This is a genomic window from Ascidiaceihabitans donghaensis (assembly GCF_900302465.1).
Classification (GTDB): Bacteria; Pseudomonadota; Alphaproteobacteria; order Rhodobacterales; family Rhodobacteraceae; genus Ascidiaceihabitans; species Ascidiaceihabitans donghaensis.
Map to the genome: position 1 here is coordinate 1,323,758 of NZ_OMOR01000001.1, position 14,709 is coordinate 1,338,466.

The following is a 14,709-nucleotide window of genomic DNA, read 5'->3' on the forward strand; positions in this document are numbered from 1 at the left end:
CGCGCACATGATGATTTTAAACGAATATACACAGCGCCTTATTGCAATCGGCTTTGTTGGTTTTTTGGGTCTTGTTGGTCTTGTGACGCATTGTTTGATGGACCCGGTCGACAGGGGTGAAGGCGCTCTTGGTGGCGCTTTGCAGTCGAAGTACGAAGCAGGGTTCAACAGATCCAACCCTTTGAACACTGTTTCAGTCTCAGTCATGAGTACTTTTAAATACGCAGTGTTTGGACAAGCCAAAACCGGAGCAATCGTTGGCAAGGATGGTTGGCTGTTCACGGCGGAAGAGTTGGAAGTCAGGGAAGAATTTCATGCCAACATGTCCCGTGCCGCAACAGAGATTGCGCGGGTGCAATCTGTGATGGCGCAAAAGGGCACCGTACTTGTCCCTGTTATCGTGCCAGACAAAGCGGATGTGTTTTCACAAATGTTGCGGCAAGTTCGCCCCGACGACGTGCAACATCGGCGCTTGCATTTTATGTCATTGCTGGCGGACTTGGATGTCGCTGCTTTGGACGCCTTTGGCGCGATCAAAGCCGTGCAGACCGGTTTTATGCGCGACGATACCCACTGGTCCCCCCGAGGTAGCCGTGCCGTCGCACAACAAATTGCTGCATATGTTGAACTTGCACACCTCGGGCTGGCACCCGTGGCCGTCAAAACGATACAAGGCCCGTCAACTGACTTTGACGGCGATCTTTTGAAATTTGTACCGACCGGAGTTTTCCGAACGGTATTCGGGCCCGCGCAAAATCAAATAGAGACGTATATTACCACCGTCGAAGCTTCTGGCGGGCTGTTCGGTGACACGGACGTCGACGTCGCACTGGTTGGTACCAGCTTTAGCGCCAAGCCGGAATGGAACTTTGCGGGCTTTTTGCAAGACGCGCTCGGTGCGGACCTGTTGAACATGTCTGCCGTTGGACAAGGGCCCTTCAAGCCAATGCAAGCCTATCTTGCCTCAGAAAAATTCCAAAATTCACCCCCCAAACTTGTCGTTTGGGAAATCCCTGTACGTTACACCTCCAAGGACATGAACCAATGAAACGTCTGCTTACACCTCTGGCCTTTGCAGCTGCTACTCTTTTAGCTTCTGGGGGCTATGCCACGCCATATTGCGAAAGCTTGGCCGTAAAGGACCAACTGCCCAAGAAGTATCAAAAACGAGGACCGTTTTATTCGGACACCTCGTCAGGTTGGATTGTTGGTCAGGACCAGCTCAGGAACAAATACGCGGTTTCGGATGAAGCCGTTGCACTGTGGCACGATATCAGGGCCGAGTTTGAAAAGCACGCCATTGATCTGGTTGTTCTGGCGGCTCCTCCACGTCCGCTTTTTGTACCAAAGTCCGCCCTTGATGCGCTGGGTATGCCCTTGGACGCGGAGCTGCCTGTTTTGCAAGACGGATTCAGCGCGTATATTGCAGCCCTGAATGCTGCGGGAATAGTAGCACCTGATCTATCGCGTGTTGCACAAAGTCCCTTGGCGGCAGAGTACTATTTCGCACGCGATACGCATTGGACACCCATGGGGGCTGCGGTGTCGGTCGCGTATCTGAATGCTGCGATGGGCAAGGGGGCAATCGACGCCAACTTGGCGCGGATTACTTCGACAGGGACCTACGACGAAAAAGGGTCTTTGGCCGGTGTTGTCAAAGACGCATGCGGAAAACGTCCCCAGACAGAAACTGTTCCTGCGCCCCAATACGCCATACAAGGCAGTGCTGCGTCCTTGCTTGGTGCGGCACCTGAGTTGGAAAAACTGGCGCTTGTTGGCACCAGTTTTTCGGATCGTTACCAACGCGATGCCTACCAGGTTGCGGATGCTTTGGCCTTCATGATGGATGTCCATGTCGACAATTTCTCGGTGACGGGTGGGGGGCTAGTGGGCTCTATGGAAGCGTTTATTCGCAGTGGGGCCTTGGCCAGTACATCCTACAAGACCGTCGTTTGGGAAGCGCCGTATTCTGCGCCACTGACTGATGTAAACGGGTTGCGCCAGATTCTGGGTGCCCTGAAATCTGCGGCGCTGGTGTCCCACACCGAAGGCCTTGATGCGCGTATTGGCAAGGACTGGATCAGCATCGAACACAGTGTTTCGATGGAAGAAGTTCAAGGACTTGAGATTGTGACAGAAGGAACCGACACCGGACAATTGCTTGTTGAAATCATTGACGGAGCTGGTGAAAAGACACGGACGAAACTGGTTAAATCCAACCGGGTGGCTGCAAACCTGCGCAGCAATAGATGGGCGTTGTCCCTGTCGGGATTGCCAATCGGTCAAATTGTTCGCATTAAATTGCGCCTTCCGAAATCGGAAAAACAGGAAGCGGCAACCATCCATTTCATCTACTGAAGGGCAATCCTACAGGGGAGTACTATACTAAAGTATAGCCTTCTATACCTCTGATGATTGGAGGATTTAAGGTTCCGCTGTTAAGTCCGGTTGAAACTATCCTCAAGATCGGAACCGACATGTCCTTGATTAACACGTTGTATGCCACCGTAACTGCCCTATCGTTGACGGCATTTCCCGCATTCGCTGAAGTACTTGCGGCACCAAAAGGCCCGGTTCTTCTGACGATTTCGGGGGAACTGGAACATCAGACCGCGGGTGCCGTCGATGGAACCGTGACGTTGGATCTTGATATTTTGCAGTCATTGGAAACCCAAATCTTCACGACTTCCACGATTTGGATTGAAGGTGATGTTGAATTTACCGGAGTGAGCCTGCGCGACGTGTTGACCTATGCCGGTGCAACAGGTGCTGCTGTTCGTGCGATTGCGTCAAATGATTACAAAGTGGAAATCCCGGCAGACGGAGTATCGGCAGACGCTCCGATTGTGGCCTACTTTATGAACGGAGAGGAAATGTCCGCCCGCGGCAAGGGTCCGCTTTGGGTCGTTTACCCCTACGATGATGATGCGAAATATCGTACAGAAGTGGTCTATTCACGTTCGATCTGGCAATTGGACCGAATAGAAATTGCTAACTGAAGGGCATCTGGATGCCCAATGCGCCCGGAAAGACCGTCGCCGTGTTTGACAAGAAAGACAAATTGCGGCGTTTTTGGCCGCTTGCGATTATTCTCATTGGAATCATTGTGCTGGCGGCGTTGGCTTTGGGCATTACCCAACGCATGAACCAACTTCGCGGAGCGCCGGGTGACAATCTGACATGGACCTTGTCGCAAGTTGAAGTTGATGTGTTGGTTTTGATGGATGAATCCTTGTTGGCCGCACAGTCGGAGACCAAGGATGTAAGCGAAATTCGCCGCCGATTTGATAATCTTTACAGCCGTACCAGTACTTTGCGTGACGCACCTGTTTTCGCTGAGATGCGCAGGGATAGCGTTTTTAACGAACAACTCGTAACGCTTGAACGCTGTTTGTTAAAGCTGACAGAGATCATTGACGGGACGGATGCAAACCTTGTGGCCAATTTGCAGCCGTTGATTTCTGATCTAAAGCGCATCCGCGAAGAAGCACACGCAATCGCATTGACGGGTATCGGTTTGCGATCCCAAGCCGCGGACGCTGAACGCGCAACGCTTGTCCGTTTGCTGCTTGCAGCAGCGGTGATCAGCCTTGCCACGATCCTTTTCCTGGGCTTCGTTTTGTTCGTGATTGTGCGTCAATACCGGCTGCGCCATGAGGCATCAAAGGCTGTTGTGCGCGCCAATGCCCGTTTGAAATCGACTTTTGATGTTTCATTGGACGCGATTGTTGTTGCGAATACCGATGGCACAATTTTGGAATTCAACGAGGCGGCCGAAACCGTTTTTGGATACAACGCCGCCGAGGCGGTGGGGCAGGACATGTCAGAAATGATCGTTCCGGAGCATCTGCGCGACGCCCACATCGCCGGAATGGAGCGTTTTAACAGAACCAAAGAACCGCATTTGGTTGGCAAAGGGCGAATAGAAATAACGGCGCTTCGTAAATCGGGCGAAGAGTTTCCTGTGGAAATCTCGATTGGCATGGCCTCTGACCACCGTGGCACGATCTTTATATCGTATCTGCGCGATATTACCGAACGTGTGGCTGCCGAAGAGAACCTGAAAGCCGCGCGCGACGAAGCGCTTGCTGCGGAAAAGGCAAAATCGAACTTCTTGGCCGTCATGAGCCATGAAATGCGTACCCCTTTGAACGGCATCTTTGGCACGCTTGAATTGCTGGGCAATTCCAAGATCACCAAAAAGCAACGCAGTTATCTTGATATTGCAAAACGCTCGGGGGACATTTTACTGCACCACGTCAATGATGTCCTTGATATTTCCCGAATGGATGCGGCCAAAATGGAATTGGTCGAAGACAGCTTTGACCTTAGCCAGTTCTTTTCAGATGTGATCACTGCGAATGAAGCAACGGCAAAAGGGCAGGGCAATGCGCTAAAAATTGATCTCAAAAAAATGCCTAAGAATGCGGTACTTTTAGATGAACGCCGTATGCGCCAAGTGACCTACAACCTTATTAGCAACGCGTTGAAATTTACGACAGACGGTATCGTCACACTGCGGGCGAACACATCCATTGATCACGATGGCCAGTCGCTTCTGGAGTTTTCCGTGACGGACACCGGTGTTGGAATTCGCACCGAAGATCAAGCCCATGTTTTTGACCGGTTTTATACGCAAGAACGGTCTTATGACCGTTTCGCATCTGGCGCTGGTCTGGGTCTTGCGATTTGCAAACAGCTGGTCGACATGATGGGAGGTTCCATTTCGCTGCAAAGTCAGGTGGGGATCGGGTCGACATTCACTGTTACCATACCCTTCAAATCCGACACCTCGGCCAAACCGGTAGCACAGATAACCGAACCCAAGGTCGATATGTCCGCGTTGAAGGGCAAAGAGATACTTTTGGTGGAAGACAACGAAATCAACCGGTTGATCGTGCATGAAATGCTAAAGGCCAACGGCTTGATCGTGCACGAAGCACACAACGGACAAGAAGCCGTCGACCTTGCAAACATGCGCCAATATGCAGCCATTTTGATGGATATAAGCATGCCGGTGATGAACGGCGTGGACGCTACTGAAATTATTCGGGCAAACTCTGGTCGCAACCAAAAAACAGTAATTATTGGTCTGACGGCCCATGCGCTGGCCGACGAACAAGCCCGGTTTCTTGCTGCCGGAATGAACACAGTCCTAAGCAAACCCATTTCGCAGTCGACGTTGCTGGGTGCGTTATTGATGGCGGTTCAAGGCGACAATTTGTACCAATATTCAAATGGGCCCACACACACCGGTCAAGCGATTGATCAAAGTACCTTTTCGGATTTGGAAAACCTGCTGAAGCCTGCGAAACTTCAAAAACTCTTGTCAGACTACCAAGCCGAAATTTCAGCCCTTCTTGTCGAGATCCCTCACCTGATAAGGGAAAATGATATGGCTGCTTTGGCAGAGAAGACCCACAAATCCATAGGGTCGTCTGGCATGATCGGGGCGCATCAATTTCAAGCTGTGTTACGCGGTTTGGAACAGGCCGCTAAGTCAGGGAACAGTGATGATGCGCAATATCATGCCAATGGTGTCAAAGCTGCATGGCCAGACACACAAACTGAGTTGAAGGCCAAATTCTATACTTAAGGGTAGGGTGGCCTATGCAAAGGCGCGGAAAACTGAACCGCTGCGTCCCCAAATAACTCTGTAAAAATGAATATAAACTTCGGGTGAGAGTCGCCAGCGTGCTGGCATAACTTGGAGTATGCAATGAACATTCGTCACGAATGTCCAATGCCGGAGCTGTCCTTTTCAGTGGCAGCACCGTTGCATTTACATAAGGAAAACGGCTGCAAATTGATTGCTACCCGTTGGTCTTTGGCCGGGGTATGGCTTGCGCCGGATGACGATGATCTTTCTGGTGACATTTATCTTTCGGTTCCCTTTCAAGGCGTGGATGTCTCCTTTCCTGTCGTGCTCAAGGCCACTGATGTGCCGGGGCATTACACTTTTCACAAATTGACCGTTCGTCAACGGGAGACCCTTGGCGCCTTCTACAAGGGTGTTTTGTCCGGCCAAATGGTGTCGACATACGACATCATAACCAGTCTGGATACGCCCGTTGATCTGGTCCCGATGGGCGAGACGGAACAAGAAGAAACGGCAGGTCAAGCCAAGGCAAAACCGCGCCTGTTGCGGGCTCTTTGGAATGTCGCGTTCTATCTTGCGGGGGCTGCTTTTCTGGTTTTGTTTCTGGGGGGACAAATTTGGCAACGGCTGTCGCATGTTCAGTTGGATCATGCCCGTTTTGTTGCCCCGATCACCGAATACAAAGCGCCTGAAGCAGGGTATCTGACGCGCATCAACGTGGCGGTGGGCGATCAGGTCAATCCAGGGGATATTCTGGCGCGCATCGAAGACCCCGACCGCGAAAGCGATGTAGAGGATGTGCGGGCAGAAGTCCTTCTGGCAGAGCGGCGCCTGCGCATTGCGCGAAATCGGGTTGCGGAACATCGCCTGCAACGCAAGGCACAACATGCGGCGCTTTTGGCCAGGTTCCAAACGTTGTGGACGCCGTGGCGCGTCAATGATCGACATGCCTTGGCCTATCCTGACCAGATCGAAACCGCGCGTCTGGCACTGTACAACTTTGAACGCCAACGTGACCCCAATGCGATGGGGTACTTTGATATGCTCGACACGCTTGAGGAAACTGTCACCGAACGGGATTTGGATCTGCGTCGATGGAAACGCGAATTGCGCCATCGAAAAGCCGCAGCCGACGAATTGGTTGTTCGCGCAAAATTCGAGGGGACTGTGTTTGGGGTGTATGCCCTTAAAGGCAGCTATATTGCACGCGATGACCTTGTTGTTGAAATCGAAGACAACACCCCGCGCATGGCCGTGGGCTGGATCGACGACAGCATGGCCACAACTGTGCATATTGGAATGACTGCAGACATTTCGTATGTTTTTCGCGGCCAAACCAAACACAATCAGGGCCAAGTTATTGACATTCAGGCTGGGACAGACATCGCCCAACCCGACAAATTTGGCATGGTGATAACCATTCAAGCCGATGATGCAGGCCTGAAAAAGACCCGTAAGTGGTTTCGGCGCAACGCCCCCGCGCGCATCCGATTGAAACGCGGGCTCTTTGCCTCTTGGTTTGAGCGTGACAATGGACGCTCCTAAAACGGTCTATGCGTTCGAAAAGCACTTGGATGGATGGTTGCGCAGCCTTTCGGGGCCGTCACCGACTGGATTTGACAAGTGGTCGCCGCACCGGATCGCGCAGTTTGCCACCCTATTGGCATTGTTGATTGCGGCGTTGGTCTTTTGGCCAAACAACTTTTTTGAACCCAATCTTATCCACATAACCTTTGTCATGGGATCCCTGGGCATCTGGCGTTTCGGGTGGTGGTTTACCCATGCAATCCGTGCGGAGATTTTTGCGCGGTCCAGATTCCCCAAAATGCGGACACGCGCAAATGCTGTTTGGCAAGCGGGCTGGCGGCCGCCGCATTTGCATATTCAAATGACCACTTATTTTGAAGAACCCGCAATCACACGGCGGGTTATCGGATCCATACTTGGGCAAATTAGACGAGAGGGGATTCCAACGACGCTTTGGATTGGGACAGGTTCTTCCTATGATGAAGAAATCATAACAGATTTTGTGCGAACGCACGGTGCTGATGTCGATGCTGAAATCGTTTTCTTGCGCCAGAACCAGCCGGGCAAACGTATGGCAATTGGTATGATTTTGCGTGCGATCAACCGTGCCGGCGTTGGGCCTGATGACCTGGTGATATTTATGGATGGCGACGCGGTGTACGGGATCGACGTGTTGGAAAAGACCTGTTCAATGTTTGGGGCGGATACTGACCTGCAAGCTTTGACGACAAACGAAGAAGTCATCTGTTACGGCCCGCAATGGATTCAAAGCTGGTTGTCGATGCGATTTGCGCAACGCCGATTGGCAATGCAAAGCCACGCCATGTCGCACAAAGTTCTCACGCTTACCGGCCGCATGAGCGTTTTTCGCGCCCGCTACATTATCGACGAAAAGTTCATCCGCACAATTGAAGCCGACCACCTTGATCACTGGCTTTGGGGGCGCTTTCGGTTTCTGTCAGGCGACGACAAAAGCACTTGGTACTACCTTTTGTCGAAGCACGCCAAAATGACTTACGTCCCCGATGCGTGTGTCTACACGATCGAGCAAATCGAAGGTTCCGGCACTGGCCGTATGGTCCAGAACTTCCGCCGGTGGTCCGGGAACATGTTGCGCAACGGATCACGGGCGATTGCGCTTGGTCCCTTCGTGGCAAAGCCGTTCATTTGGTGGTGTCTGGTAGATCAACGCATTGCAATGTGGACGATGCTGGTCAGCCCGGCTTTGGCCATTTTGACACTGTTTATTGAACCACTCTACATCGTGCATTGTCTGATCTGGATTGTTCTAAGCCGCACTTTGCTGTGTTTGTTTCTGTTCCGGTATGCGCGTGCCCCTGACATCACGTGGCCGTTCATTTTGTATTTTAACCAAATCATCAACGCGAGTGTGAAGGTGTATATGATCTTTCATCTCAGCAAACAGAAATGGGCAAATCGCGGCAATCAAAGTGCAGGTGGTGGTACTGCAACACTTGATAAAATCAAAAATGCGACTGCGATGTTCCAATTGGTTACATCGGTTATTGGATTTCTGATCGGCTTGGCAGTGTATATTGAGCTGTTGCCGCTGCCGACACTGTTTTAAGGCAGAGAATGGTGCAGGGGCCTTCCTATACTTCTGGCTATGTCGGGCATCCCATTGGGCCTTTGAGTGTCCTTGTGGCACCAAGAATTTTTTCTGACACACCTTTAAACCTGACCCATAAGCCACGCGATCAACGCGCGGCTGCATGTGAGAGTGTTAGGAGTTAACCCATGATCCATCCAGTTATTCTGTGTGGCGGCAGCGGCACCCGTCTTTGGCCTTTGTCACGCAAAAGCTACCCGAAACAATTTGCACAGCTGAACGGCGAAACCAGCTTGTTTGAACAAACGGTCAAACGCGTTCAGCGCCCCGGCATTGCCGATCCGATCGTTGTTACACATACCGACTACCGCTTCATCGTCGCAGAGCAGTTGCAGACGGCGGGGGCCGACGCCCCGACTATTATGATCGAACCCGAAGCACGCAACACAGCACCGGCAATTCTGGCAGCAGCACTGAGCCTGCATGAGCAACCCGATACCATTATGCTGGTCATGCCGTCCGATCACGCGATTGCGGATGAGGATGCGTTTGATCAAGCTGTTCGCGTCGCAGAACAAGCCGCCGAAGCCGGCAAACTGATAACCTTTGGTGTCACACCGGATCGCGCTGAAACCGGGTATGGCTATCTTGAACTGTTTGACCCTATCACTGGTACGGTCCCATGTGCGCAACCGCTGAAGGGGTTTGTCGAAAAACCAGAGCAAGCCATTGCGGATGAATTTCTAGCGTCACGCCGCCACCTATGGAATGCGGGTATCTTCATGTTCCGGGTCTCTGAAATTCTGGAAGCTTTCGAAGTGCTCTGCCCGCGTTTGATGATGCCGGTACGTCGCGCGGTTGACGGGGCGCGACGCGATCTGGATTTTTTCCGCCTTGATGAGGCTCCGTACAAAATGGCTGACGATATTTCGATCGATTATGCCATTATGGAAGTCTGCGAAACCTTGTCTGTGATCCCTCTGGATTGTGGTTGGTCCGACTTGGGAAGTTGGGCATCTGTTTGGAAAACGGGCGATGCCGACGAAAATGGCGTCGTTCAGAATGGAAATACCACGTCTATTGACTGTAAAAACACGCTGCTGCGTTCGGAAACGGACGGCGTGCAATTGGTGGGTATCGGTCTTAACAATATCACTGCGATTGCCACAGGTGACGCAGTTTTGGTCGCGGACATGAGCAAGTCTGAAAACGTCAAAACCGCTGTCAAAATGCTTAAGGCTGAAAAGATAAAACAGGCCGAGCTGTTCCCGAAAGACCATCGGCCTTGGGGTCATTTCGAAACATTGTCCTTGGGCGACCGCTTTCAAGTCAAGCAGATCGTTGTTCGCCCCGGCGCTGCATTGTCCTTGCAAAGCCACGTCCATCGGTCCGAACACTGGATTGTGGTTGCGGGTTCCGCAAATGTGACCGTCGATCACGAGGTGAAACTCGTCTCTGAAAACCAATCTGTATACATCCCGCTTGGTGCAATTCACCGGTTGGAGAATCCCGGAAAAGTACCTTTGCATCTGATCGAAGTGCAAACCGGTGCGTATCTGGGGGAAGATGACATCGTGCGCTACGAGGACATTTATGCCCGCAGTCGTACCGATGACAAAGCTGCATAAACCAAGACCAACAAGCACTCTCACACCACCTTCAGCGGCGCCTTCGGGCGCCGTCTTTTTTTGTGCAAACTGCATATTTCGACAAGGATATATTGAGCTATGCCAAAGGATAGGCCGCGCATACTTCAGGCGTCGAAATTACCCTTTGGCGAAATAGAATCAATAAAATCAATCACCTATACAGTGGTTAATCACAAGTTAGGAATGAACATATGTTTGATTTACCGCCACAGTTCAACGACCAGCTCTCGGGTCAAACGGCTTTTGCACCACTGCGCGTCATCGATGAAAAACCCTCCATCAGTGTTGTGGGCCTTGGATATGTTGGCGCTGTTTCGACAGCATGTTTGTCCGGCTTGGGTCATTATGTCATCGGCGTCGATATTGATGCTGACAAGGTTGACTGTATCGCCGGTGGCAAATCCCCGATTCACGAACAAGATCTTGAACGCTTGTTACGTGAAGGTGTCGACAATGGTTTGGTGACTGCTACCACAAACCTTGTCCAGGCTGTTGTCGACACCGACGTTACATTTGTATCGGTGGGAACACCAACAGGCCCAGATGGCGGCTGTGATCACAGCTACATCGAAGCCGCTGCCCGTGCCATTGGCGAAGGTCTTAAGCATAAGAACGGTTTTCACGTCGTCGTCATGCGTTGCTCTATTCCTCCCGGGGTCACGATGAACTTCATGGCCCCCATTATCGAAGAAACATCAGGCAAAGTCGCGGGGCTTGATTTTGGTGTGTGCTTTAATCCGGAATTCTTACGCGAAGGCGTCGCCGTTGAGGATTTCTACGCGCCGCCAAAAACCGTTATCGGGGCGAACGACGACCGCAGTGCAATGATCATGACGCGCATCTTCGAGGCCGTCGACGAAGCGCCGATCGTGACCTCAATCGAAACGGCCGAGATGGTCAAATACGTTGATAACGTATGGCATGCCACAAAAGTATGTTTTGCCAATGAAGTCGGTCGCTTGTGTAAGCCTTTGGGTGTCGACAGCCACGACGTAATGGATGTTTTTGTTCAGGACACAAAGCTGAACCTGTCTTCGTATTACCTGAAACCGGGCTTTGCCTTTGGCGGGTCGTGCCTGCCCAAAGAGGTCCGCGCTGTTGCGCATATCGCCAAAGAAGCCGGCGTATCGTTGCCAATGATCGAAAGTCTTGGCGTGTCAAACACCACGCATATCGCGCGGGCTATCGAAATGGTGCGCGAGACGGGGGCAAAAACTGTGGGTGTTCTCGGGCTGGCATTTAAGCCTGGAACAGATGACTTGCGTGAAAGTCCCATTCTTGAAGTCATTGCTGCTTTGAATGGCGAAGGTGTGAAGGTGGTTGTTCACGACCCGGCCATTACGCCCGAGACCCCATTGGCGGGCCAGTTGGCATATGTCCGCCATGGCAGTGCTGGTTTGAAGTCTTTGGCGGCAGATTTACCGTCCATGTTGCGCGGCGATTGTTCAGCTGTTGTCGAGGCCGCGGATGCTTTGATCGTCACACATGCCAACGATTTGTACCGCGATGCAGTGGCGAATTCCGGTGCGACGCCGGTCATCGATCTGGTCCGTCTTAAGCGCGAGGCTGCGTCGCGCCCAAACTACAACGGGATCGGTTGGTAAATCGCTCCTTTCCCTCAACTGTCTACTTTTAATGAGAAAATCATGAATACAAATCACACGACTAATCATAGTACAGGCACACATGTGTCTGATGCACTGAATGGTACGGAAGGGTCAGATGTTGTTCTGGGTCTATCTGGCGACGACACGATCACGTCTGGTGGGGGCGATGATGTTGTGTATGGCGATTTCGCCTCTGAAAACTTGCTGGCTGGCACAGACGGCGCATCCAGTTTTTCACAGTATGGGCAATCAGGCGCATGGCAAGTCCAGGCTGAAGATGGCGGTCACACCAGCATGACACAGGTGATCGACACTCAAGTTGGCGAAACATATGAAATCAGTTTTGACCTGGCCGCCAACTACAACGCCCAATCCGTCAGTGGGGCCGTACAGATTGTCTGGAACGGAGACGTGATAGACACGTTTGACACCAACAGTGCCAATTTTTCCGACCATACTTTTACATTTGAAGGTGTAGATGGTTCGGGCGAGCTGACATTTATCTCCATAGACAGCTCTGACGACACTGCATCAACGGTAAATACCGATGGACCGGCGTTCTATACGCTTCAAGACAAGCAGATCGGCGGCGAAACAGTTGAGGTGAAAGCTTTTGCTGAAGGGCAGGCTGGAATCTATCAAGTCATTGATGGAACCTTGCAAGTTTTTGACCCTGTCGACGGAACCTACACAGTGTTGGGCAGCGAAGCGACCGTTACAGTCAATGCGATCGGTTTCAATGTGCAAGACAGTTTGATCTACGGGATTGCTGTTGGCGACGGGGTCGACAGCTTGGGGAATTCGGTCAGCAAGACTGATCTGGTGATGCTGGATGCGGCTGGCAACAGCTACAAGATTGGCGCAACACCTTACAGGTCTTGGACCGGTGATTTTGATGCCAGTGGCAACTTGTGGGCGTTTCAATCGAGTATGGACCGGATCACTATGATCGATGTGGATAATGTCGATGCGAATGGTGATGTGGCAACCAAAACCTTCAAATTCCCAAAGGAAATGATCACTGATCAGCTATGGGATGTCGCGTTTGATGCTGCATCGCAGTGCTTTTGCGGGGTGACGCGCCCTTCCGCAGAAGGTGAAAACGCGACAATGTATATCATCAATGTCTCTGGTGTTGCGGACGGCGGTATGCCGACGTTTGAAACTTTGGACGTCGTCGGAACAATGATCGACGGGGTGATGCATGCAGGTGTGCCTGCGGTAACGTTCGGAGCCGCCATTCACGACGCAGATGGCAATTTTTACGTTGCAGGCAACAGTGGTGACCATGACATGAACGACGCCACGAAAAGTGCGGGTGGCATCTACCGTGTTGTGACGGATCCACAAACAGGAAGTGCGCACCTTGTTTTGGTTGCGACAAGTCCCCGGTCGTCTTCCAACGACGGAACGTCCGATCCACGCGCTGCCGATCCGTTTTCTGAAATCGATTTGAGCGCGACGGTTCTGATCCGCGATCTGGATATGGTGGTCGTGCCGGACGCACAGGATACGTATGATGATCAAATCGAAAACGGCAGCGGCGCGGACCAGTCGGATGGTGGTATTGGCGAAGACACAATTGCAGGCCAAAGCGGGAATGATACGCTTGTCGGCGGTGACGGGGACGATGATCTTTTCGGGGGAAATTCCGATCAAACCGCCCCGGTCGAACACTACTACTATGATGAATTCGGCAATCGATATGATGCTGATGGCAATCTGTTGCCTGAAGAAAACGACGTTTTGGACGGTGGTGCTGGCAACGACAACATCCACGGTGGCGCCGGTCATGATGTGCTTGATGGCGGGATTGGTCAGGATGACCTGAATGGGGGCTCTGGGAATGATACGCTGAACGGCGGGGCAGGTGACGATATTCTCGCGTCCGGATCGGAAAATGACGTGGCCAGTGGCGGGGCCGGTGACGATCTGCTGATCGGCGGTTCCGGAGATGACATGCTGTCTGGCGACGACGGTGTCGACAACCTTTCGGGTGGGTCGGGCGCTGACACATTGGACGGTGGTGCGGGCAACGACGTGTTAAGCGGCGGTGTCGGAGACGACGTGATGGTCGGTGGAACAGGGGATGACCTTCTGAAAGGCAGCACCGGCAACGACACACTGAGCGATGCAGGCGGTGACAACACGCTGAAAGGCGGATCAGGGCACGACGACTTGACGGGGGGGGGCGGCGTTGATCTCTTGATCGGAGGATCAGGCGACGACGTTCTGTCAGGGGCCGAGGCCCGCGACGTCCTGAAAGGCGGCACGGGCGACGACACCCTGAACGGCGGCAGCGACAAAGACAAACTGTATGGCGGCACTGGACATGATGTGATCCATGGCGACCAGGGCAGTGACTACATCAACGCAGGGCAGGGCGATGACACCGTTTATGCCGGCGAGGGGCGGGACAAGATCCTGTCCGGGGCCGGATCGGATGAGATTTGGGGGGGCGCGGACACAGACTGGTTCGTGTTCCGCAGTTCAGACGCGACCAACAGCATCGATACGGTACATGACTACACGCATGATGGTGTGGAAAATGACCGCCTCGATCTGCGCAGTTTTGATGTGTTATCTGATGGCGGATCGTCGGCAGACTGGATTGCCGATCACATAATGCAGAACGCCGACAACAGTGTCACAATCGGTTTGGATGGAATGTCTATCATCTTGATTGATCACGCAAATTTGCAGGATCAGTTCTACGATCAGGTCCTGGACGGTTTGCAGCTTTAAGAACAGTGTGGG

The 14,709-nt window shown here is 52.4% G+C and carries 9 protein-coding genes; all 9 read left to right on the plus strand.

From position 1 onward, the window contains the following. Positions 1-7 precede the first annotated feature (7 nt). The 9 genes from ASD8599_RS06625 (at position 8) to ASD8599_RS06665 (ending at position 14,697) form a co-directional block, all read left to right on the plus strand. Positions 8-1,048 (plus strand): alginate O-acetyltransferase AlgX-related protein, encoded by a 1,041-nt coding sequence (locus ASD8599_RS06625; protein ID WP_108827805.1) that lies wholly within the window; start codon positions 8-10, stop codon positions 1,046-1,048. After that, positions 1,045-2,358, plus strand: a complete 1,314-nt coding sequence (locus ASD8599_RS06630) for an alginate O-acetyltransferase AlgX-related protein (RefSeq protein ID WP_108827806.1) — start codon at positions 1,045-1,047, stop codon at positions 2,356-2,358. Before ASD8599_RS06625 ends, ASD8599_RS06630 begins: the two co-directional genes overlap by 4 nt. Positions 2,359-2,477: 119 nt before the next feature. Next, positions 2,478-2,999, plus strand: a complete 522-nt coding sequence (locus tag ASD8599_RS06635; RefSeq protein ID WP_108827807.1) for a putative pterin-binding protein — start codon at positions 2,478-2,480, stop codon at positions 2,997-2,999. Positions 3,000-3,010: 11 nt separating this feature from the next. Next, positions 3,011-5,596: a hybrid sensor histidine kinase/response regulator gene (locus tag ASD8599_RS06640; protein WP_108827808.1), complete on the plus strand. Its 2,586-nt coding sequence runs from the start codon at positions 3,011-3,013 to the stop codon at positions 5,594-5,596. A 123-nt stretch (positions 5,597-5,719) separates the two neighbouring features. Continuing rightward, positions 5,720-7,144: an HlyD family secretion protein gene (locus ASD8599_RS06645; protein WP_108827809.1), complete on the plus strand. Its 1,425-nt coding sequence runs from the start codon at positions 5,720-5,722 to the stop codon at positions 7,142-7,144. Beyond that, complete coding sequence (locus ASD8599_RS06650) at positions 7,131-8,714, plus strand: glycosyltransferase (RefSeq protein WP_108827810.1); 1,584 nt, start codon at positions 7,131-7,133, stop codon at positions 8,712-8,714. The genes ASD8599_RS06645 and ASD8599_RS06650 overlap by 14 nt, the downstream gene beginning before the upstream one ends. A gap of 170 nt (positions 8,715-8,884) precedes the next feature. Continuing rightward, complete coding sequence (locus tag ASD8599_RS06655; RefSeq protein WP_108827811.1) at positions 8,885-10,324, plus strand: mannose-1-phosphate guanylyltransferase/mannose-6-phosphate isomerase; 1,440 nt, start codon at positions 8,885-8,887, stop codon at positions 10,322-10,324. 212 nt (positions 10,325-10,536) lie between these two features. After that, entirely contained in the window at positions 10,537-11,949 is a 1,413-nt protein-coding gene (locus tag ASD8599_RS06660; RefSeq protein ID WP_108827812.1) for a nucleotide sugar dehydrogenase, read from the plus strand. A 42-nt stretch (positions 11,950-11,991) separates the two neighbouring features. Beyond that, positions 11,992-14,697: a calcium-binding protein gene (locus ASD8599_RS06665; protein ID WP_108827813.1), complete on the plus strand. Its 2,706-nt coding sequence runs from the start codon at positions 11,992-11,994 to the stop codon at positions 14,695-14,697. Positions 14,698-14,709: the final 12 nt, after the last annotated feature.